This window comes from Bacillus canaveralius (assembly GCF_002860125.1).
Taxonomy (GTDB): Bacteria; Bacillota; Bacilli; order Bacillales; family Cytobacillaceae; genus Bacillus_BJ; species Bacillus_BJ canaveralius.
Window position 1 is genome coordinate 1 of record NZ_PGVA01000089.1, and the last position, 22,647, is coordinate 22,647.

Annotated in this window: 16 protein-coding genes and 4 pseudogenes; 5 read left to right on the top strand and 15 right to left on the bottom strand. The window is 37.5% G+C overall.

Annotation, left to right across the window (positions count from 1 at the left end; genetic code table 11):
• Positions 1–242: 242 nt before the first annotated feature.
• The 5 genes and pseudogenes from CU635_RS24005 to CU635_RS22390 all read right to left on the bottom strand — a co-directional run.
• Positions 243–428: pseudogene (locus CU635_RS24005) on the bottom strand (GNAT family N-acetyltransferase); the annotation flags it as partial.
• A 250-nt stretch (positions 429–678) separates the two neighbouring features.
• A complete protein-coding gene (locus CU635_RS22375; protein ID WP_101579571.1) occupies positions 679–1,056 on the bottom strand; it encodes a YuzC family spore coat inner layer protein in 378 nt (125 codons plus the stop codon).
• An 825-nt stretch (positions 1,057–1,881) separates the two neighbouring features.
• Positions 1,882–2,652 carry a tetratricopeptide repeat protein gene (locus CU635_RS22380; RefSeq protein ID WP_101621551.1) on the bottom strand — a complete coding sequence of 257 codons (771 nt, stop codon included), beginning with the start codon at positions 2,650–2,652 and terminating at the stop codon, positions 1,882–1,884.
• 212 nt (positions 2,653–2,864) lie between these two features.
• Positions 2,865–3,398, bottom strand: coding sequence for a PIN domain-containing protein (locus tag CU635_RS22385; protein ID WP_101579573.1), 534 nt, complete (start codon positions 3,396–3,398; stop codon positions 2,865–2,867).
• The gene (locus CU635_RS22390; RefSeq protein WP_101579574.1) at positions 3,389–3,901 is read right to left on the bottom strand and encodes a helix-turn-helix domain-containing protein; all 513 of its coding nucleotides are present in this window, start codon (positions 3,899–3,901) and stop codon (positions 3,389–3,391) included. The genes CU635_RS22385 and CU635_RS22390 overlap by 10 nt, the downstream gene beginning before the upstream one ends.
• A 649-nt stretch (positions 3,902–4,550) precedes the next feature.
• Between CU635_RS22390 and CU635_RS22395 the strand changes: the two genes are divergently transcribed.
• Complete coding sequence (locus CU635_RS22395) at positions 4,551–5,888, top strand: APC family permease (RefSeq protein ID WP_101579575.1); 1,338 nt, start codon at positions 4,551–4,553, stop codon at positions 5,886–5,888.
• A gap of 242 nt (positions 5,889–6,130) precedes the next feature.
• Here CU635_RS22395 and CU635_RS22400 read toward each other — a convergent pair whose 3' ends face one another.
• Positions 6,131–6,868, bottom strand: a complete 738-nt coding sequence (locus CU635_RS22400) for an SDR family oxidoreductase (RefSeq protein ID WP_101579576.1) — start codon at positions 6,866–6,868, stop codon at positions 6,131–6,133.
• Positions 6,869–6,889: 21 nt separating this feature from the next.
• Positions 6,890–7,153: an Atu4866 domain-containing protein gene (locus CU635_RS22405; RefSeq protein ID WP_101579586.1), complete on the bottom strand. Its 264-nt coding sequence runs from the start codon at positions 7,151–7,153 to the stop codon at positions 6,890–6,892.
• 345 nt (positions 7,154–7,498) lie between these two features.
• On the opposite strand from CU635_RS22405, the gene CU635_RS22410 reads away from it, so the two are divergent.
• Complete coding sequence (locus tag CU635_RS22410; RefSeq protein ID WP_101579577.1) at positions 7,499–8,413, top strand: AraC family transcriptional regulator; 915 nt, start codon at positions 7,499–7,501, stop codon at positions 8,411–8,413.
• A 438-nt stretch (positions 8,414–8,851) separates the two neighbouring features.
• Here the strand turns inward: CU635_RS22410 and CU635_RS22415 are convergent, their stop codons facing one another.
• A complete protein-coding gene (locus tag CU635_RS22415; RefSeq protein ID WP_101579578.1) occupies positions 8,852–10,102 on the bottom strand; it encodes an MFS transporter in 1,251 nt (416 codons plus the stop codon).
• A gap of 237 nt (positions 10,103–10,339) precedes the next feature.
• On the opposite strand from CU635_RS22415, the gene CU635_RS22420 reads away from it, so the two are divergent.
• Entirely contained in the window at positions 10,340–10,702 is a 363-nt protein-coding gene (locus CU635_RS22420) for a SpoIIAA family protein (RefSeq protein WP_245917563.1), read from the top strand.
• A 725-nt stretch (positions 10,703–11,427) separates the two neighbouring features.
• Here the strand turns inward: CU635_RS22420 and CU635_RS24260 are convergent.
• The 6 genes and pseudogenes from CU635_RS24260 to CU635_RS22450 form a co-directional block, all read right to left on the bottom strand.
• Positions 11,428–12,536, bottom strand: a pseudogene (locus CU635_RS24260) (MFS transporter); the annotation flags it as partial.
• A 413-nt stretch (positions 12,537–12,949) separates the two neighbouring features.
• The gene (locus tag CU635_RS22430) at positions 12,950–14,869 is read right to left on the bottom strand and encodes a BglG family transcription antiterminator (RefSeq protein WP_101579580.1); all 1,920 of its coding nucleotides are present in this window, start codon (positions 14,867–14,869) and stop codon (positions 12,950–12,952) included.
• A gap of 135 nt (positions 14,870–15,004) precedes the next feature.
• Positions 15,005–15,328, bottom strand: a complete 324-nt coding sequence (locus CU635_RS22435; RefSeq protein ID WP_101579581.1) for a PTS sugar transporter subunit IIA — start codon at positions 15,326–15,328, stop codon at positions 15,005–15,007.
• A gap of 82 nt (positions 15,329–15,410) precedes the next feature.
• Positions 15,411–16,733, bottom strand: coding sequence for a PTS sugar transporter subunit IIC (locus CU635_RS22440; protein ID WP_101579582.1), 1,323 nt, complete (start codon positions 16,731–16,733; stop codon positions 15,411–15,413).
• Between the two features lie 61 nt (positions 16,734–16,794).
• The gene (locus CU635_RS22445; protein ID WP_101579583.1) at positions 16,795–17,109 is read right to left on the bottom strand and encodes a PTS sugar transporter subunit IIB; all 315 of its coding nucleotides are present in this window, start codon (positions 17,107–17,109) and stop codon (positions 16,795–16,797) included.
• Positions 17,110–17,294: 185 nt separating this feature from the next.
• On the bottom strand, positions 17,295–18,026 hold the full coding sequence (locus tag CU635_RS22450; protein ID WP_101579584.1) for a MurR/RpiR family transcriptional regulator: 732 nt from the start codon (positions 18,024–18,026) through the stop codon (positions 17,295–17,297).
• 260 nt (positions 18,027–18,286) lie between these two features.
• On the opposite strand from CU635_RS22450, the gene CU635_RS22455 reads away from it, so the two are divergent.
• Both CU635_RS22455 and CU635_RS22460 read left to right on the top strand, forming a co-directional pair.
• Entirely contained in the window at positions 18,287–19,615 is a 1,329-nt protein-coding gene (locus CU635_RS22455; protein ID WP_101579585.1) for a 6-phospho-beta-glucosidase, read from the top strand.
• Between the two features lie 223 nt (positions 19,616–19,838).
• Positions 19,839–20,818: pseudogene (locus tag CU635_RS22460) on the top strand (aldo/keto reductase).
• Positions 20,819–21,101: 283 nt separating this feature from the next.
• Here the strand turns inward: CU635_RS22460 and CU635_RS22465 are convergent.
• Positions 21,102–22,556 (bottom strand): annotated as a pseudogene (locus CU635_RS22465) (IS1182 family transposase).
• Positions 22,557–22,647 lie beyond the last annotated feature (91 nt).

The following is a 22,647-nucleotide window of genomic DNA, read 5'->3' on the forward strand; positions in this document are numbered from 1 at the left end:
TAAGTAAGTACAGTACGAATAACGGGATAGGTTTGTCTAATTATGGATAATCAACACTCATGTCTAAAAATAGTTAAATTGAGGAGATTGTATGTACTTTCTCATCAATGATGGCTCGTCTTTGTTATAGTCAGACCTTTCGTAATTATAAAACGGAACCATCCTGTTAGTTTTTTTTTTGAAGAAATATCGTAGTGTTGTTCACTTTACATATTCTTCTTCTAGAATAATGTATATGCTCTAAAATGTCCGATCATTTTTTTCACAGTTTCCTTATTGTGCTTAGGTATGATCCCGCAGTGTATTCAAATACTCGGTGATTATTATAAATTGCAAACACTTCTTCAAGATCGTTCTCTTCAATTTTTTTCAGGATGATCATCTGACTTTAAAACAGGGAGTTCCTTAAAAACCGCATCAATATTCATATTGTGGTCTTTCACCGCTTTCATCATAAATTCTTTTATTTCATCCCTTTTTGTGAATTGATGGCTTCTCTCTCTAACATGAACTCTGCAGTTTTCACCGCGTTAACCTTGATATTACCACACTACGTCAAAGAGTCTTTACTTAAAATCTAATAGTCCAAACAATACTCGTAGTTAAAAAGCCGGGGTTTCTTCTATTAAATAGAAAAGAGAACAATAAAAAATCGTTCGCAGTACGAACGATTTCGTTTTATTGTCCCCATTTAAGAAACATCGTCAAAGTACAACATTGTGAACCCTGAGCTTGAGCATGAATAGTCAATAAAACTCCTGTTGGGGTATAAGTGGTTGTTACAGGCGTGGTTGTTCCTATCGATTTAATTAAACGATCTACTTCCGACTGATTTCCAACCTGAGCTGCTGCCATTAAACTGTGAGCAAATCTTCGGTCAGCTAATTTTTGGAGGATGGCACTGGCCTCATTGGCAATTTTTTGAAACGCAGTTACTGAATGAGTGAAGGTACTGACATCAACTGGAGGGTACTCATACTGTTGTCGGTTCATTTGATTTTGAGGGTACGATTGATTGTATTCGTGGTAATGCAGAAAAACATCCCCTTTTGTCATTTACCTATTCATATGCTTTCTTCCTAATATTGGTGAGTTGGCGTACTATAGTGAAAAAACGAGAATAAACATTAAATTCAACCCTAGATGCAAGGGAAGATGAGAGATTGGATAGTAATGAAAAAGAAACCTATAACCTGACAAAAACAGATCAGTATAAAAAATGTTCAATTTACGAGGCACCTTTGCGGAGAAAAGAAAAAAATCAACCCTAAATTCCAGTAGTGCAAAAGTTAGCAGTTCATGCTGTGTAAACGATGCACGACTGAGATACCCGGTTTCAATTTAAGTTCAGTTCAAATGATGAATATTGTTATGGGCAAAGACTATGGTGCTATGATTGTCCGTGAGAAATGAATTTTAATGAGTTTCATCTGCATAACCTGGTTGATCCTGTCGAACTTCGTTTTGGCCTGATTCAGAAAAAGTAATTAGAAACGTCGATAAAAAAGCCGCATGTTTCAATCAAGAATGCGGCTTTACCTTCCTATTACTTGACCATTGCTAATCTAACCCTTCTATCATTGTGTCTCGCTAAAATTTTCCCAACATCTAATTTGCAAAAATCGACCCTAAAATTCGAACAAAAATGATATATTTAGCGTAGTTGGAGTTATAATCCAACTCCCCCTTTTTTATACTTGTTGATAGCGCTCCGGTTGGGCAACAAGTTTCCGAGCGCTACCTTTTTGCTTATGTGCCTCCTTGTAGTTTCATCATTACATGTGCGATATTATCATGCAGACACATAATCAGCAACTGTCCTAGTTAGTGTGGGATTGATTCGAAGTTTTATCTCGTTTGAATAGCTCAACTAAACAACTGTTACCTGGACTCCTTCAACCATTCAATCAGCTCAACATTATCTCTCCACAGATGTAAATGCTGCTCCGCATAAACAATAGCCTCGGATTCATCACCTAACCCATATGCAGCCGGGCTAGATCGAGGAAGTTTCTTTTTTTGTATTAAGTAATCGATGACATATGGGTTACTGTCCTTTGCCTTTTTTAATTGTTTCTTGGCCTTTTGTGATGGCCCGTTTTGCAGGTATTCAATGAGTAACTTGTTGTACAATCCATGTGCTGTTATATCTTCGTTATATTGTTTTAATACAGATTCCGCTTTTTGAAGCAAACCGTTTTGTGCATAAGCAACAAATAGTTGATAGCGAACTCCCTGGTTATCCATATCATTCAATTCCAAAAGTTCCTCATATTGCTCAATCGCTTCTTTAAGCATTCCCATTCCATGTAAAAGCAGTGCATAGTTATATTTTGCCCGCATATATGGACGCGTGTTTACTATGCCCCAAAAATCGCCTTGGTTTTCCTTGAAAAATGCTTGCCCGAGTTCTTTTTCTCCAGCTTCGATGGCCATTAAGTAAAGCTTCTTCTGTTCTTCGGGGTTCTTTTCATACTCTGCTAAAATATTATAAGCATCCGAACTGTTTGGGTATAACTTTAATGCTTTTTCTACGAGCTGCTTTCGCTTATTTCCTGTCGATTCATAAGCCTCAAATAAAAGCTCCTGCGCTTTTTCTTTGTCAGATAATGGTTTTGGCGATGATTGCCGGCTATTTAACCTTTTATTCATAAAATCGTTCATTTCACCGAATGAAGCTTTGGACTATTTCAGTCTAAAGCCGTTGCTGGATTACTGTAATAGAAAAATAGATTAGAAAAAAGAAAAACTAAGTGAGGGAACACCTGACATAAATAAAAACCTAATCCGACTGATTAGGCTTCACATACTGTAGAGTCTATTTAATTCATTTTTCATATTTGTGAATATTGAGTCCTTATGTATCAATTCATGCGCAATAGGATCAATCTTGATATACTGCATGGTAAGTAAGTCGAAGAGCCTGTCTTCATTGGCTGAAAATAAAAGAGGTACAGCATAAATTCTCTTATATTGGCTGTTACCATGACGCAGTTATGCTCCCACGCACTCAGTAAGATTCTTGAATCGGAAACTGATGGGTAGTCAACTCCGCGATTAATTACATCTAAATATGGTTTATATTTTGACCGAATATAAGCACTTATTCTTCGAATCAAATCCTCCGCCGAAATACTTGTAGAATCTGGTTTCACTACAAGGTTCTTTTTTAACGCCTCAATTCGAGTTAGTTCTTCTGGTTTCATCGTATAAGATTGAACATCTAGCTCTCGAAACACTTCAGCGGGAGTAAAGATTTCTGCTTCGTTGTCCATTAATTCTTGTAATGCCATTCTCCAGAAATGCTTCGCTTCCATTTTGTGTTGAGAACTAGTGTCAATCTTATATCTAAAAACATTTGTATCTAACATATATCTTTTTTGTGCTATTAATCCCATATCTGACTAAAACCCTCATCATCTTCTTCATCTTCATCAATCATTTGGAGCATCAGTTGCGCTGCTTTAATTGACTTGATGCGATTGACTTCTTTCTTTTGAATATATTCAACAAATTCGGGTTTTGTTAGAAACTGTTCCGTTGGAATAAGCCATTTACCACTGTCTTGATGTCGCCGTTTTCCTAGTATCTTTCCTTCGGCACAATATCTTCTTACCATCTGCGGAGACACGTTTAGCATCATGGATACTTCCGAAACAGGCAGATACTTTGGCAGCTCTGGTGCCAGGATTTCCTTTAGAATACTTTGTGCTTCTTCTTTTTCATTTTCATTTAATTCCAGATAAGCTTTTTCTTTCTGCTTTTCCAGCTCAATTGAATAACGGAGAAGTTGTACATATTGTTTTGCTTTATCACTAATTGGAGCATTATCAATTTGATTGGCAACATTTCTGATTTTTTCATAAATCGACGCCATTTCTATAGCCATTTCTTCATCCACTCCTCTCGTCTCCATTATAAGGTATTTTGTTTCGAAACAAAAGAAAGAAAAACGAAACAAATGAAACTTTTTAATATTATATACCCGAACATTGGGAAAGAATACTCCTGAGCTGGAAAAAAACATTTTTAAATAATACTCACATGTTGCAATAAGTTTTAAATAATAATAAGAGTTAGTGTATATAGTTTATACACCCCTATGCCAAATACGTGGATAAGACAATTCCGGGTTTAAAATAAAAGCAAGCAACAAATATTACAACAATAATGTTTAAATCCTCTTCAGTGCTTTTTGAATTTATAAATATCCTTTAAATTTTTCATATTTGCAGCATTTAGCAGCAACTTTCATTACACTGGAGCAGGAACTGATTAATCCGGTCTGTTCATATCAAAATTAACAAAACCCTCAATAACCTTGGTATAAAGACATTTCGGGATATTTTAGTGTACTGCAGGAATTTATACTCTCCACGCTGGTAGCGGCGAGGTCAGTCAATCTGCACCATTTAGTCAAAATGCACATGCAAATATTGTACAATCCTTTACTCAATTAAAGTTCTAATTTTCTAATAACTATTCTAGAAAAATATCTGTGGTATAATTCGTATAATATAAAAAATACAATTGTACATGAGGGATGGACATTGGAAAATCATGCTCAGTTAAAGAAAAATATAGGCTTTTTTGTTTCTACCTCCTTAGTCGTTGGAACCGTTATTGGTTCGGGAATTTTCATGAAGCCCGGAGTCGTATTGTCCTCAACCGGCGATTCCACGCTGGCCCTTTTGGCCTGGCTTATTGGCGGTATCATTACGTTGGCAAGTGGATTAACGATTGCAGAAGTTAGTGTTAAAATCCCCAGAACAGGCGGATTATTTGCTTATCTTGAAGAAGTATATGGGAAACTTTGGGGATTTTTATGCGGTTGGGTACAGACGCTCGTATACGGTCCGGCACTCATGGGCGCGCTTGGTTTGTACTTTGGTGTACTCGCTGCCAATTTCTTCGGATTTTCAGAAAGTCGCTCAACACTCATAGGAATTATCGCTGTTGTATTTCTTGGTATTATTAATTTGCTGGGAACTCAGTATGGTGGCTTTATCCAGGCGCTTTCAACAGTCGCAAAGCTAATTCCTGTTATTCTTATCGCTGTTTTCGGTATTGCGCAGGGCGAAGTAACCATCTTTAATATGGACAGCGGCGCTGCTGGTACGATTAATATGGGGGCGGCCATTCTGGCAACCCTTTGGGCATATGATGGTTGGATGAATGTAGGGTTTATTGCCGGAGAAATGAAAAATCCTGCTAAAACACTTCCAAGAGCGATCATTGGCGGGATTTTGATTGTTATGATAGCTTACTTATCGATCAATATTGCAATGCTGCATGTTTTGCCTGCATCAGAAATTGTGAAGCTTGGGCCAAACGCTGCAAATGAAGCTGCGACGATCCTGTTCGGTGGACTAGGCGGCAAGCTGATTGCGATTGGAATTCTCATTTCGATTTTTGGCTGTTTAAATGGAAAGATCCTGACTTTTCCTAGAATACCTTTTGCCATGGCTGAAAGCGGGTTATTTCCAGGTGCTAAATCATTGTCTCAGGTTCATCCGAAATTCAAAACACCTGTCAATGCGACAGTGTTTCAGTTGGCCCTTACTGTTTTATTCATGCTGACAGGCAACGCTGACCGACTGTCTAATATTGCTATTTTCACCGTGTTTTTATTTTACGGTTTGGCTTTTTATGCCGTATTCTTGCTCCGTAAAAAAGACAACGGGAATTATCAAGGATACAAGGTGCCTTTTTACCCGATCACGCCGATTATCGCTATTATCGGTGCAGTGTATATTGTCGGAAGCACACTGATCAGCAGCCCAGTGGATTCGCTATTTTCTATCGGTATTGTATTAATTGGAGTGCCGGTTTATATGATAATCAAGAAAAATAATGACAAATTGAACAGTGTCAAATTAGAAGCGTGAACAAGCGATATTAATAAAGTGCGAGTTTTATAAAAACCGAAACTAATATGTAGCCTCAGTTTCAAAGGGCGCCTCAACTTGATTAAGTATGAGGCGCCCTTTTTTTAGTCATAAAAAATGTGCGGTGTACTATATGGCATAACGAACGCTGGTCGTGCTTGAAGCAAATTGCCTCTCAACTGTAGTATTGCATAATTAGTATGTTAGTTTACATAAATTTGTCAATTTTGCACTCCACAACGTTAATTTAGACTCGCGGTTGGTCGTACAATGACTTCATTCACATCGACGTCGGCTGGTTGCTCAATAGCAAACAGGATCGCCCTCGCAATCGCATTTGGCGAAAGCGCAAACCTCCGATATTCTCTCATCACTTGGCGCGCCTCTTCATCCGAAATACTGTCAGCGAGTTCTGATTCGGTTACTCCAGGTGAGATAACGGTTACGCGAATGTCATTGCCAACTTCCATACGCAGCCCTTCAGAAATAGCCCGGACAGCAAATTTAGTAGCACAATAAACAGCGGCAGTAGGTGAAACAACGTGTCCGCCAATCGAAGAGATATTAATGAACTGACCAAAGCCCTGGTTTTTCATTATTGGAAGCCCTGCCGCGATACCGTGAAGAACACCACGAATATTTACGTCGATCATACGGTCCCATTCGTCAACCTTCAGAGCTTCAAGTTTCGAAAGAGGCATCACACCTGCGTTATTTACAATCACATCGACTCGTCCAAATGTGTTTTCAGCATAGCTGATGAACTCTTCCATTTCATCTCTTTTGGTGACATCCAGTGCGCGATAATCGACTGAACCGCCTTCTGAACGAATTGCAGATGCAAGCATCTCCAGCTTATCCGTGCGCCTGGCACCCAATAAAACATGGGCACCGTTTTTAGCGAGATTACGTGCAGTTGCTTCACCGATACCGCTGCTTGCGCCGGTAATTAACACAACTTTCCCTATAACGCTAGACATCTTTCTCCTCCTCGCTGCGAGTTACTTTTTTTCTTCTCGATAAAGAATCATTCCGGCGTGATAGAGAACTCCCTCTCTGAAATCACCATCAGCTGTAAAGCCAGTATCATCTACATATTCGATATGATCGCCGGTAATTGTATAACGGCCTTGATAAGCACTTTTTCTATTGCCGCGAGCTTCATCGTAACGACCGTTAGATAGCAGTTCATGGCGGATGTACCCGTCATTAGTGACCCACATGCCAACATATGAATGCTGCTCGTTGTGTGTTTGTTTATCCATTATCTTCTCTCCTATTGCGTATTGTTTTGTTTCCCAACGTTTTCGATGATAGATAAACTCATCTTCTTCACAAACTTCTGATATAACAAAAGATCTGAGAATAAATAAACGGATTGAAATGATTAGTAAAGACATCCATGTTCTTTTCCCAAATTATTATTCATCCTCCCTACTTATTATTTTTGGGGTCAGATTCATTATTGAACAAATAGGATCTCTGGAGGTAGTCAATTAGTGGATAATTATTGCCTAATCCTCCAAATTTGAATAGAATTGAGCTAATTGGGCAAGAGCCGTAATTTGTTAAAGGTAGTCTTACATTTTCGGGAGGAGGCAGTAAATACGATGGAAGAAGAAAAGAACATGGATTATCAGGTAATGGAGATGCAAAAGGAATTGGCACTTCGGATTGAACGATTTTCAGGAGAGGATGGTGTTAACTCAACTGCCATTCCTTCATTGCATTTCATTCGTGCGTCCGACGCATCAGAGCCAATTCATTCAATCCATGAACCGGCCTTATGTATTGTCGCTCAAGGAGCAAAATTGGTGATGCTTGCACAAGACTCCTATCAGTATGATCCTTCTCATTATCTCGTTGTGTCAGTTGATCTTCCGATATCAGGAACCATCATCCAGGCAACGCCGGAGTTTCCTTACTTGTGCCTTCGATTAGATTTTGATCCGAAGCAAGTTTTCGACATTATTAGTGGGTCCGGTCAAACATTAAGCAAAATCAGAGATTCACAACGAGGCTTGTTTGTAAGTAAAACGAATTCATCTCTTCTTGATGCCGTGCTCAGACTTGTTCGTCTATTAGATACACCACAGGATATCCCCGTGATTGCACCTTTGGTAATTCGTGAGATTCTTTATCATATCTTGCAAGATGAACAGGGTGATTCTATAAAACAGATGGCAATGATCGGCAGTCATGCACACCGTATCGCTAAAGTAATTGATCAAATTAAGCGGGATTTTACAAAGCCTTTACGCATTGAAGAACTTGTCATGACAGCAAACATGAGTGCATCATCACTACATCATCACTTTAAACAAGTGACAAGAATGAGCCCTTTACAATATCAAAAACAATTAAGATTACAAGAGGCTCGCCGACTCATGCTTTCAGGTCAGATGGACGCTGCAAATGCCGGGTTCCAGGTTGGTTATGAAAGTCCTTCCCAATTTAGTCGTGAATATTCTCGAATGTTCGGCCTGCCACCTAAAAGCGATATAAAACGGCTTCTTGAGGCTTGATCGTTCATACCTGCAAAAAAAAATCTCACAGAGAGAGTTGAAACATATATGATTCTTTCTATTATCACGTTGAGGTGATTGAGTTAGATGCTTATTACATTGGATCGTTAAGGATATTCTCCAAAATTTTGAACAGATTCTTAAATAAGAAAAGCTCCTTTTCATTTGAATAGGAACTTTTCTCTGGTGTAAGATTTGCCGGCTCCCCCTTTCCTTTAGGCAAATTTGGTTGCAGCACAGGATAACCAAGCTATTGAACAGTACCTTTTAGTTGCGTAAATGTTATCATTCCTTCGTCACATATGACCTTTAAAGTTACTACCTGCTTCGATAATAAAAAAAGCATCTTAACTTATTACAGAAAATGCGCCCACTTGTTAATGAACTTGTAGGCACGCAAATAAGTTGAATCTTATAAAGTATGGGATGTTCTCTCTCCTAATTTGCAGGTTCCTTCGATTCTGGCTTTCCTGTTTCTATTAATACTTTGTTTCGCCCTAAGAAAATGGCGAGAATAAGAATCAGTAAACCAGTTCCGATAAGTAGCCATTCTATTTCGATCACATCTGCAATTGGACCGAAAATGAGCATACCCATCGGCATCATCGAAGTAGAGATCATCCCAAACACACCAAAAATTCTACCTAAATAATTTTCATTTACTTTCTCCTGCACTAATACCATTGTTGGGGTATTAAAAATTGGCATCGCAACTCCGAATACAGCCATGAAAATTAAATAAGCCCAAAACACAGGAACAACACCCAGTGCAAACGTACAAACTCCCATTAAAAGACTTGCAAATGTCATCGTATGAACTTTGTTGTGAAAGCCTCCCCAAGAGGCGATAATTCCTCCACCTGCCATCATACCCACCGAAAAAGCGATTTCGATAGCTGTTAACCGCCAAACATCATCACCGAAGCTGCGTGTAACTTGCAGTGGCGTTAAAAATGCAGCAGGCGCCATCAAGACAAAGAAAAAAGCGAAAAATAAAAAGAATTTTTTCAGAAAATCGTTATTATTAATGTATTTTAAGCCTTCTTTTAAGTCATTGAAATAGCTGGTTGTTTGTGTTTCGTATGCCTTCTTATGCATCGGAATCTTAAAAAAGATAAGCAGAGTCATGATTGCGATTGCTGCGGTAACAACATCAATAAAGAATATCACTTCAATGGATGCCATTGACAATAGGGCTGCACTAACCAAGGGTGACACAAACATGATGATTGCTTGAATACTTCCGTTTATACCGTTTATCTTTGTCAGCTTATCCTTCGGCACTATTTGCGGCAAAATAGCACCGACAGCCGGGAATTGAATTCCTGTTCCGATTGCGCGAATCGCAGCCATGACAAAAAGAAGCCAAATCGCATCATAGCCCATTAAGAATACAATTGCGAGTATCAGTGTTGCAATCGCAATCAAAGAATCTGCTAAAATAATCAGTATTTTTCGGTTGTAGCGATCCGCCCATACCCCGGCCATTGGAGATAAAATGAAAGTAGGGATGAAACCGCAAATGATATACAAAGTCATCATCACACCCGACTCTGTAGTAAGCGTTATATACCACATGATCGCGTATTGAACTAAAGACGAACCGAAAAGAGATATCGTCTGACTGCTTAAAAAGAGAATAATATTCTTTTTCCAATTATCCTTCGATTGCTCAGTTGTTGTGTCCACTCTTATCACTACCTTTTCCAATTCCGGTTAGATTGTTACTAAACAATACAGCGTTTTCAATTTTAAAGCAATAACTCCATTCCCCGCAACCCATCATATCTTTTTGGCTGGAACGCATGTCCTGTAGTCATGCATCCTTTTAGAAAAAACTTTTTCAACACCGGAGTTACTTGCTCCTTTTTGTTTTAACGACATGTATCCGGGTAAGTGTATAACACAAGAATCTGGGAGGGAACCATGATGATCACTACTCTGCCGAGCGACAATCCATCAACAAGTACTTTGGAATTCGATGGAAAATCCACAAAAGAAGACGCAGAAAAGCTGGACAACTATGTTAAAACCCATTTTGCAGATAACCAAGAATTCAATATCCTCGCCATCATTCATGATATAGACGGTTCGACATTAAAAGGTGTCGTCGCCGGGGTCGAATTTGATGCCAAACGATGGCGGCAGTTTAACAAATTCGCTGTTGTAAATGAAAAAAATTGGCTGGCAGCATTAACAATGCTGGGAAATTATTTGCCTGGAATTGAGGCGAAGCATTTCGATAAGCATCAGCTTGAAGAGGCACGGCGCTGGATAGAATCGAATTAGATGGCAAGAGTAAAAGCTCTCTGCCATTTTTAATGGCCAAACAATATAAGCTGTATCACAATGTGCCGATCCTTCCTCCACCAATTGACAATTCTTCTGCTTGGCAAATCCAAAAGAAATGGAAAACACTGCTTAGCCGCACCGCCCGCTGTTTCGTTGACGCGATGCAATCCTACCATACGTTCCCGGCTACAATGAAACAAATGGCAATCAGGGACAGTTGAATTACTGACAATATTCGGGGCGAAACCAAGACATGAGGAAAAATATGGAGAACCCAATTCAAAACAGCCACTGAACTTATGATACGCGCACTATTCCTGTCCATTATTGAAAGAATTGGTGATGAATTCGGAAGATACGTTGTTGAAAATATGATGACATTGTAAAAGGAAGCTGAGAATTACAATATTATTGCAGCAGAATATTGTGATTTTCAGCTTTATTAATAACCTATCTAAATTATCTTGACTATTATAGTTGTGGATTATCATTCATTAATTATTGCTAATTCTTTAGCATCCAAGTAAAACTTTATAAATCAAAAAAATGTTCAATTATATTATTTTGTGCAGAAGAAAAAGACCTTTATACTGGAATAAGCCAAATGGTAATCCGTCCAAATCCTCTGATTTAGTACACTTCAAAGGTTTTTGCTCGTGTTTGACAACATATTAATTCTGTATTTTAGAAAAAGATTGTTTATTAGTAATAGGTTATCTGAATTATTTTATGGAAACTGAAACTTTTTGTTGTACAACTTTAAACTCTCTTTTGAAAACAAAAGTAAATACTAGAAATGTAATAAAAGCTAGAACGGCATTGTATAAAAATACTTGCCTCATTCCCACATACTCACTTGCTACTCCGCCAATGATACTCCCAACGATGCGGGCGATTCCTAAACTGACTAAAGCGTTAAATGTTTGGCCAGAAGCTTTCAATTCTTTCGGTACCTCATTGTCGATGAAAATGGCAATCGCCACCAGTAATACAATGACTATTAAGCCATGGAGCATTTGAATCGGTAGAACTAGATAAGGATTATCGACAAAAAACATGAACACCCATCTGATTCCCGCAAAGAACGCAGTACACAATAATACGGTGTGAATCCCAAATCGTTTCACGATTTTATGACCAAAAAGCAAGAAAGGAAGTTCACTTATAGACGAAAAAAGCATGGACCATCCGAGTAATCCATTATCTCCTCCGAGTTGTTGAAAGTAGATAGGGAAAAAAGAATAATAATATCCCATTGTAATTTGAATAAAAAAACTGAATATCATAAAAAGCATTAAATTTCGGTTTTTGAGCAGGATGAGAGGAGAAAACGTATCGCCTTTAGACTGATATCCCTTTATTTTCGGCAATTTGGAACATATTAAAATAGCAATGATCATGATAATAAAATACATGAAAAAAATACTATTAATCTGGTTTCGAGCAACAATCCCGCAAACAACAGACATTAGAGCGAAGCCTATTGTCCAGCTAAACGAATTGGACCGAAATTCCATTTTGTTCGAGACAAATATTCCAAGGTAATAGCATCACTCAAAGGATAAATAGAGGTTTGGAAAAATGTTGTAAGACAGATAACAATCAATAAATATATGTATATTTCTGATAATGGGAACAGCAATATTGTAAGAGCACTTCCCAACAAAAGAATTTGAAGGATCCGGTTTTTACTGTCTGAGCGATCTCCTAAACTTCCCCAAATTGGTTGAGCCAAAATTGCGATCAATGGTCCGATACTTAAAAGGGAAGCAATTGAAGTTTTACTTAAGCCAATATTATTCAGATAGACAGGCAGAAATGTATTATAAATTGCCGTTCCTATATAGATAATTCCATATAGACCCAAAAATAAAATATAGTTTTTGGATGATTGTTCCTCCATATTTCTCACTCCACAGCAATGTTTGTTATCCTGCTATGCAACAATAATGATACCGATCATGTTTATCCCTATCCAAAATTCTGTGTATTGGGTTCTCTATTGCTCCAGCTATATCATACAATCTAAACATTTAATATTGGAGAAGAGAATTTTCCGCTATGTAACGGAAAAGTTACTTTTCATATTTTGCTATTTTATGATTATGGGTTGATAGATTCACTTTGTTTTACGGTTTGATTTCCGCTGTGCGAAAACAAAGGAAAGACATGCTTCATCCATCAAGCTGGTTAAACAATTATAGTTTCTCATTTTGATTTGGACCTAACTTATTACATAAGGCATTACTTTAAAATCTCCAATATTTCTTTTGCGGAGTTGCATTTAATTAAATTCCGAACAATGGATTCATTCTCAAGCAAGGTAATCAATTTTTTATACATATGATCCAAATCATCCTTTGGACTTTTGCGAATATTCAATAGGCAAATGAACTGAACCATGTGATCTTCAGTCCACTTAATCGGGTATTTTAATGTACATACAGTCAAAAAAGTTTCTTCTGTAACAGGAGTTAGAGGATGTGGAATTGCAATCAGATTTCCAAAAGTAGTTGGCGCCAAAGCTTCCCTTTCCAACACTAACTTCACATAATCTTTGGGCACCAGACCTTGATTGTATAATTCATTACACATAAATCGAATGACCGTTTCCTTATCATCAAAGCTTTTATGAATAAATACTCTGGATTCATCTAAGTATTTCGCTGCTTCCCCGTTATTTTCCGGTGATAGTTTTTCCCTGATATTATTTATATCTATTTCCCCTAACAAAGTATTTACTACCTGAACTGGAACACCGATATCTTCCTTAATCGGGACTGTGCTAATGATTAAGTCAATGGACGATAAATCATATTCTTTCAATTTATATAAATTAGTTGAAGCGATAATGTTCATCTCTTCTTTAAATAGATGATGCAAGCGGTAATATAGTAATTTGGCGCTTCCAACTCCTGAAGCACATACGATAATCACGCGTTTTATTTTTTTGTGGCGGGATTTCATGCGTTCTAATGCAACACCAATATGCAAGGCTATATACGCTATTTCATGTTCTTCAACGTCTAAAGATAAATATTCCTCAATACACTTACTTGCTATGGCAGCTCCTTCGAAAGGAATCGGATATTTCGTCTTGATCTCATTTAACAAAGGGTTTCTAATATTTAAGTTATACCGCAATCTATTAATAGCTGAACGAATATGCAAAGTTAATGCTTGGATGAATTCATCATCCTCACGAAAATCCCAATTTAATTCGGTATGCAATCTTTGCAACATAGACTGAACTATATATCCTGACTCATCAAACTCACTAAATTCAATCAATGCATCTTTGTATAATAACTTTGTGCCTAACAGATGAACTATAATATAATTCAGCTCTGATTCAGGAAAAACAAGCCCTGTAAAAGCTTCCGTTTCCCCAACTATTTCTATAGCCACCATTTTTTCAAATGGATATCGTCCTGTTATATCATGGTCCAGATTTTCAATTACAAAGCCTTCCTCAATTCTTTTACATGCAATTGCTATATGCGTGGTTAAATTTTCGAGTGAAATATCAGAAATTTCGATTTTATATTCGTTTACTTTTTTAATAATGATTTCTTTAATTTTTTCAAACAGCCCCTCATCTAGAACACGAAAAGAACTGCTATCAATATTCGAATTGCTATTCCGGCTCAAAATATGATTAGAAAAACATAACCTTTTCATATATTCGTTCCCTGCCACGATGGTTCCATAGTGGGGGCGAGTAATTAATTTCAGCTTATACCTATCCAATATTTTACGTACGATCTTTAAATCATTGTAAATCTTAGGTTTAGAAACAAACAAATCTTCCTCAAAAATCTCTAACTTTATCGGTTCTCTACTCAATAATAATCGTTTTAATATATAAGTAATCCGGTTATTCTGCTCTGAGTAATCGACCTGTTCCTCCCCAGTTGTTTCTATTGTATCGGGGTTAAATTCTCTTTCAAATAATTCATTATCGTTAATGATTATCTTATATCCTTTACCGCGAAATGATTCAATAGAGATACCTAACGATTTGCATTGTGTTTGAAGCTCTTTTATCTCTGTTCGAACTGTTCGGTCGCTAACCCCTATTTCTTTGGCTATCATTTCCGCTGAAACAGGCTCTTTTTTCTTCAATAATGACAAAAAAATTCCTTTTTGCCTCTTTGTAAACATTTTCTACCCTCTTTTCTTGCACAATGTATCTCTCCAAACTTGGCCATATAAATAAATGGGAAAAATCCTAAACTCAACGACTTTTCTTAGTTACTCAAAAAGGGCTATTACGCAACCCGTAATAGCCTTTGTATATCATTTTCCAAATCTTTTGTACATTTCAATCATTTCTTTAACAAGTTCAGAAATCGTCTCAGTACTCAAAAGTTGGTCCTCTGCGTGCATAAAAATTAGTGATAACTCAACCTTTTCGCCACTTGCCTCTTTTTGAATTAATGAGCTATGGGCTTTATGACCCTTTACAAAATATTGTTTTGAGTCTTTTAATTTTTCTTCTGCCAAACCAAAATTTCCATCTTTGGCAGCATAAAGAGCTTCCATTACCAGGCTCTTTGCCATACCCACATTGCTAATGATTGAAAATGCAACCGTATTTATTTCTGTTAGTTCCTCTATCATTTCCCCACTCCTTTACATCATCATCAACGCTTGGTATTAAACTGGTCAATTGTTTTATAAATACATAGTTACAAAGAAAAACTTAGCTTACACTCATCGTTGTTTTTTCTTGTAATTCCGGTTGCTGTTGTTGTTGTTGCTCTAGTTTATATGCCAGACGGTCAGCCGATTTAAAGAATGGATAATAAATTGCCGCCGAAATGAATATTTGTACAACGTTTAATAATGCCCCTTTCCAGCCACTTACTAGAAACCCGGCTATAACTGGCGGAGTTGTCCATGGAATGTTGGTTCCGTTTGTATATGGCACCAAACCAGAAGACATTGCAAAATATGCAACAACACATAAAACTAGTGGTGTTAAAATAAATGGAATAATTAAAACAGGGTTCAATACAATAGGAATTCCAAAAATGATTGGCTCATTGATACCAAAGAATCCTGGAGCGATTGATAATTTTCCTAATGCTTTAAATTGACTTGATTTTGATCTAAGGAGAAGTAAAAATGCAAGGCCCAGTGTGCCCCCAAATCCACCTACTTTAATGAAGTTGGAATAAAATTGGAAGTTAATGATATGTGGCAAAGCTTCACCTGCAGCAAATGCACTTGCATTATCGGCAGTTAATGTTAGCCAAATCGGTTTCATGATACCGCTTATCACATTTGACCCATGAATCCCAAAAGACCATAATGTACCTTCAAATATAGTGGAGATTAAAATTGCCGGCAATGTATCTCCTAAGCTCAATAACGGAACTTGCAAATAGTGGAAGACAAATGCTTGTACTGTACCAAAAGAAGTTAATGAAAATAGGATACGAATTATGTTGAAAACAATAATTACGAATAATCCTGGAATCAATGCAGAGAACGAGCGAGAAACATTTTCCGGAACACTATCCGGAAGTTTAATGGTCCAACCCTTTTTAACAACAAAACGAACAATTTCTACACTTAAAATAGTTGTCAACATTCCTAAGAATAAACCGCTCGCACTTAAATTAGCTGTTGGTATGCCAAAACCGCCATCTTTAAACTCCAGTGTTGGGGTAAGCAGCAAAAATGCTACAACAACGGATGTTATACACATGATACTGTCTAATTTATATGTGTTAGCGAGACTTCTTGCCATTGCAATAACCACATAAATGGTCATAATATTCATCGTAACATCATAAGGCACAGTAAAATAAGTTTTCCAATTATCACCCAATAATGAAGCCATAAACTCTGGATAACCGGTAATCGGCAAGTTTGCTAATAATAAAAAGAATGATCCAATGATGAGAAGGGACATTACCCCGAAGAATCCATCTTTAATGGCAGTAATATACCTATTGCTATCAAGTTTCATTGCAAGTGGAGCCATTTTACTTTCTAGTACTTCCATGAATTTTTGCATTTTCTATACTCCCCTTTTCACTATAAATGGTGGAAAAAATTTGTCGACTACTCCCAATTGATTATATCTCCAGTAATTTCAGCGCTTGGTCCAAAACTTTTTCCCCATTCATCATTCCATAATATTGCATATTGATAACATCAATTGGAATATTTTTCTTTGATAGTACAGGGGTAAATTGATTTTTCATAAATTTAACCTGAGGTCCTAGTAATACTACATCAATATCTTTTTGAGCTACAGTTTCATCAAACTCTGAAGCTGAGATTGCAAATATATCAGCCTCCAGATTTTTTTCTTCTGCTGCTTTTCTCATCTTAGTGACCATCAAACTTGTACTCATTCCTGCGGCGCATATTAACATAATATTTTTCATAATATTTTTCCTCCAAAGTATTTTTATTGAATTAGCTTGTGTTATTAGTGTAGTATGAAAACGCTTTATATTTAAGTAAATCTTTTTCCGTTATTCAACGGAAAAAGCTCTATAAATTTATAGATAAAAATATAAAACCAAAAAAGGTACCTACACCGCTAAGCGAGATACCTGAAAAAATAAATCTATTTACGTTTTGTAAGTTTATTTACTTTACGAGCAATTGATTCCAAGATATAAACAACTGGTATTTGAGTAGTTATATTTGAGGTATGATACTTTTCTTCTGTCACATAATAAGGAATATTAATATCTGAGATTTTAGCAACAGTGCAATGTTGACTGTTTGTAATACTTATAATTTTGCTTCCTTCTTGTTTCAGCTGATGAATATGTGTAATAGTAAAACGATTTTCTCCCGAAACGGACAAGGCTATTGTAGTACTGTTGTGTAAATAATTGGTAGTAATAGGGAAGTGAGGGTCTTTAATGTAAAGAGAAAATTTCTCTAAACTTGAAAAGTATCTTGCTCCATATTCAGCTAAAATACCAGAACTACCAATCCCAATAAAAATTACGCTATCCGAATGGGAAATCACTTCTGCTGCTTCCGTGATATAGGAATCCAGATTTCCTTTTAATGTCCTCTCCATAAATTCCAACAAGGAGTCTTGCGAACGTCTTAAACTAGTGCGTTCGTCTTTATCTAGTAATAACTTAAGCTTAACTTTGAACTCCGAAAATCCTTCGCAATTTAATTTCCGGCAAAATCGTAAGATAGTCGAAGTAGACACATGTGTTTCTTTGGCTAAATCTCGTATCCGCATATAAACAACTTTATCTATATTGTTAGTTACATAGTTATAAAGTGAAAATTCTAGTTCATTAAAAGTACTAATAACTTCATTTGAAAACAAGAATTATCCCCCTCATCCGTCACTGTTGTATTTCACCTAAAATTATCATACCATTGCGTTTCTTAAAAAACATAGTGTTTTTTTTCTGAAACAAATACCTTTTAAAGACATATGTAACAAAGTCCGTATGTTGTATTTACTATTTATCAAATTTAGAGGTAAACTTTCGTTGTCAGGGAAAAACTTTGTTGATTGTAATGTATTAACCTGACTGATCCTGTAGAGCAGCATTTTTTCTAAATTAGCCGGAGGTGGACAAAATGAAAAAAGGGATAAAAATCGTAACAATTGGCGGTGGATCCAGTTATACTCCTGAACTAGTAGAAGGTTTTATTAAGAGATATGATGAGCTGCCAATTAGAGAATTATGGCTTGTAGACATTCCCGCTGGTCAAGAAAAATTAAATATTGTAGGAAATTTAGCAAAAAGGATGGTCGAAAAAGCAGGCCTTCCAATCGATGTTCATTTAACTCTCGACCGACGTGAAGCACTTAAAGATGCCGACTTTGTTACGACTCAATTCCGTGTCGGCTTACTGGATGCTCGAATAAAGGATGAAAGAATACCGTTAGAATATAATGTCATTGGCCAAGAAACAAACGGACCTGGCGGATTATTTAAAGGTTTAAGAACCATACCAGTCATTTTGGATATATGCAAAGATATTGAGGAACTATGCCCTAACGCTTGGCTCGTCAACTTCACAAACCCAGCTGGTATGGTAACAGAAGCAGTTCTTCGTTATAGCAATATTACTAAAGTAGTCGGTCTATGCAATGTTCCTGTTGGCATAAAAATGCGAACAGCTGAAATGCTGGATATTGATCCAGAAAGACTACACATTGATTTTGCAGGTTTAAACCATATGGTGTTTGGCTTAAATGTATACGTTGATGGAGTTAGTGTCCTCGATGATGTCATTAGTAAAATGGCAAACCCCGGTAACTCAATGACAATGAATAATATTAAGGCGATTGATTGGGAACCAGATTTCTTAAAAGGGTTAAGAGCGATTCCTTGTCCATATCATCGTTATTATTATAAAACAAGTGATATGCTAGCAGATGAATTACGTGCAGCCAACGAAGAAGGAACTCGTGCGGAGGTTGTAAAAAAGCTAGAAGCAGAACTATTTGAACTTTATAAAGATGAAAACTTGAACATTAAGCCTCCTCAATTAGAAAAACGTGGCGGTGCTTATTATAGTGATGCTGCTTGTAGCTTAATAAATTCCATTTATAATGACAAACGTGATATTCAGCCAGTAAATACAAGGAATAATGGTGCAATTGCAAGTATTCCGGAAGACTCCGCTGTAGAACTAAACTGTATCATCACAAAAGAAGGCCCTAAACCAATTTCAGTTGGAGATCTTCCAGTTGCTGTCAGAGGGCTTGTACAGGAAATTAAATCTTTTGAACGTGTGGCTGCCGAAGCTGCAGTAACGGGAGATTACAACACTGCACTACTAGCAATGACAATTAATCCTCTAGTGCCTTCTGATAAAATTGCTAAACAGATATTGGATGAGATGTTAGAAGCACATAAAGAACATTTACCACAATTTTTTAAAGCAGTGGAAGTATAATCTTAAAAATATTAAGTCAATAGCTGATAATATTAGTGAGGGTGTCCAGAAAGTAATATTTGAGCCGAAATCATGATCAAATCAAAACCCAAGAACGCTGTTAAATCAACATTCTTGGGTTTTAAATTTGATTGTATATTGCTCTTAAATGGACTTTTTAGCAGCCTTATTTTCTATATAGAATGTTCATGATCATACAACTTTAGAAAGTGAGGAATACCAAATGGAATATGTGAAACTTGGAAATACAGGATTGGATGTATCCAGGCTTTGTCTTGGTTGCATGAGTTTTGGAGATGCAAAGCGTTGGGTTCATCAATGGGTTCTTGATGAAGAAAAAAGTCGTCCTATTATCAAAAAAGCTATTGAGCTTGGCATCAATTTTTTCGATACAGCAAATGTGTATTCACTTGGAACCAGCGAGGAAATTATTGGACGGGCTTTGCAGGACTATGCAAATCGAGATGAAATTGTGATTGCCACAAAAGTACATGGACAGATGCAGGAAGGTCCAAATGGTTCCGGTCTTTCCCGAAAGGCAATTATGAGCGAAATTGACAAAAGCTTGAAGAGGCTAGGAACTGATTATGTAGACCTATATATATCCATCGTTGGGATTACAGTACCCCTATTGAAGAAACGATGGAAGCATTGCATGATGTGGTGAAAGCAGGAAAGTCACGCTATATTGGTGCTTCAGCTATGTATGCTTGGCAGTTCCAAAAGGCTTTATATGTAGCAGAGAAAAACGGGTGGACCAGGTTTGTGTCTATGCAAAATCACTTAAACCTTATATACCGTGAAGAAGAAAGAGAGATGCTTCCACTATGCATGGAAGAAAAAATTGGGGTGACTCCATATAGTCCGCTTGCATCAGGAAGATTGACGCGTGATTGGTCGGAGACTACGCATCGTTCCGAAACCGACCAGGTTCAAAAAGCTAAATATGATGCGACTGCTCACGCGGACCGATTGGTCGTGGAACGGGTCGCAGAAATCTCAGAAAAACGCGGTATTCCCCGTATTCATATTGCGCTTGCCTGGCTACTGCAGAAAGAATCAATAACAGCACCTATTATCGGTGCTACAAAAATGTCTCACCTCGAAGATGCGGTAGGCGCCTTATCAGTAAAACTGACTTCTGAAGAAATTGCTTTTCTAGAGGAACCATATGCACCTCACTCAATAGTTGGTCATAATTAATCCTCATTGTTGACACTGAATTTCAAATATATTGAAGCAAAGCACGATTTCCTGATTAAGAAGTCGGGTTTTGCTTCCCTACACTTTCAGAAGTATTTAGTTATACTAAGCTGCCCGTAAGTTGAACAAGCCAAAAAAAACAGCTTGGAAAACTCGAGGCCACTGAAAATCTGCGGATTTTATGGTCTTCTTGATAGCTTCTAAAGAAAAGCCGACTCTTACTCCAGATTTCCGGAAGAAAGAGTCGGCTTTTCTTGTTTTTTAGTCTGGTTTTCCTCTATTTTTAACTCATTAGCTTCAAGATTCTCTTTAAATTGACGGTGAATATGGCTATGGCACCTTGCAACTCCATGCCAATTAAACCCGAGGGATGTGGCCACATCGTACCCGTGTCTGTGCTTCAACTCACTATTTTTTGTCTCTATCTTGTAGCGCTCTTTTGATTTCTCCTTGAAGTACTCGCTTTCCTGAAATTTCGCCTGTTCCGAGTGTTCATCTGACTTGATTGAAACTGAGTAACTTTTAGTTTTCGCGCCTTCTTTATAGCACCCGTCCTTGAAGGGGCATCGCTTACATTTCTCAATATCGAAAAAATATGTAGCTACCTGATTCGCTGCTACATTTTTTTTTTGCCACCTCGGGTTTTTCGGATTGCCATATGTCCTGCTTTACAGACATACATGCCTGCATCCTTATTGAACTCAATTTCGTCTTCCTTTTTACGGCAGCCTTGTGTAACGGCAGGATTTAATTTGGCAACCAGTTTGATCTTGTTCTTTTTACTGTATTGAATATTATCCTTTTCTGAATAGGCAGTGTCCCCGATGACTGTTTCAATTTCCATTCCTGCTTCCATGCTTTTTTCGATCAGTGTCTGTAATTGTTTCCCGTCATTTTTCTCTCCTGTCGTAATGACGGCGGCAGTAATGATCCGTTCCTCGCTCATTGCCATATGTGTCTTGTATCCAAAGAAGGACGAGTCAGCTGTCTTGTGCCCAACCTTGGCATCATGGTCCTTCGAACACTGAAGCTGCTCAATATCATCTGCCACTGTCTCTTTCAATAGATTCAACTGTTCCTTTTCCTTCGGATACTGGATAAGGGTTTCTTCCTTTTCAATGATCTCAATAAGTTCCCGGGAGTAGGCGATTTCGTCTTCCAACACATCTGTCTTCGTCTTGGCAGGAAACTTCTCCTTCATGGATTCATCCACCTTATAAATGGCCTTCCTCAGCTTTTTGGAACGCTCCATCGGAACTTCCTTTGGTGTCATCTGGTTATAGCGAGCTTTTGAATGGGTGGCGTCGCAAATGATGGATTTACTCGTGATGATCTCTTTTTCAATCGCAATCTCAACCGTCTTATTGATAAGCATGTCCAGAAGGTTGACGTCCTTGAGCCTGAGCTTCCGAAACTTGGTCAGGGAACTCGGATCGATGACGGAATGCTCAGGGGCCATGCCCAGGGAATACTTGAAGGACATGTCATATTTCGAACGTTCAACCACATCGACATCGGAAATATCATAGATGGTTTTCAACAATAAATATTTGAACATACGGATGGGATCGATGGCATTCCGGCCATTATCAAGGCAATATTTATCCTGAAGTTCATCGTAAACAAAAGAAAAGTCGACCAGGTCATTGATCCTGCGTAACATATTATCCTCAGGGACGATTAGATTATAGAGCTCCATATAGGAACTGAACATCATCGATTGTTGTTTTTGTATCACCGAATCCACTCACTTAAAATAGATACCTTCAATGTAGAGTAGAAAACAGGAATTAGATATTGTCTTCTTGTCCTCGGGTTTCAGGGTGTTC

Coding starts and splice junctions, on each gene's coding strand:
- CU635_RS22375 (WP_101579571.1), bottom strand. CDS start 1,056: ATGACAAAAGGGGATGTTTTTCTGCATTACCACGAATACAATCAATCG.
- CU635_RS22380 (WP_101621551.1), bottom strand. CDS start 2,652: ATGAATAAAAGGTTAAATAGCCGGCAATCATCGCCAAAACCATTATCT.
- CU635_RS22385 (WP_101579573.1), bottom strand. CDS start 3,398: ATGGGATTAATAGCACAAAAAAGATATATGTTAGATACAAATGTTTTT.
- CU635_RS22400 (WP_101579576.1), bottom strand. CDS start 6,868: ATGTCTAGCGTTATAGGGAAAGTTGTGTTAATTACCGGCGCAAGCAGC.
- CU635_RS22405 (WP_101579586.1), bottom strand. CDS start 7,153: ATGGATAAACAAACACACAACGAGCAGCATTCATATGTTGGCATGTGG.
- CU635_RS22410 (WP_101579577.1), top strand. CDS start 7,499: ATGGAAGAAGAAAAGAACATGGATTATCAGGTAATGGAGATGCAAAAG.
- CU635_RS22420 (WP_245917563.1), top strand. CDS start 10,340: ATGATGATCACTACTCTGCCGAGCGACAATCCATCAACAAGTACTTTG.
- CU635_RS22430 (WP_101579580.1), bottom strand. CDS start 14,869: ATGTTTACAAAGAGGCAAAAAGGAATTTTTTTGTCATTATTGAAGAAA.
- CU635_RS22435 (WP_101579581.1), bottom strand. CDS start 15,328: ATGATAGAGGAACTAACAGAAATAAATACGGTTGCATTTTCAATCATT.
- CU635_RS22440 (WP_101579582.1), bottom strand. CDS start 16,733: ATGCAAAAATTCATGGAAGTACTAGAAAGTAAAATGGCTCCACTTGCA.
- CU635_RS22445 (WP_101579583.1), bottom strand. CDS start 17,109: ATGAAAAATATTATGTTAATATGCGCCGCAGGAATGAGTACAAGTTTG.
- CU635_RS22455 (WP_101579585.1), top strand. CDS start 18,287: ATGAAAAAAGGGATAAAAATCGTAACAATTGGCGGTGGATCCAGTTAT.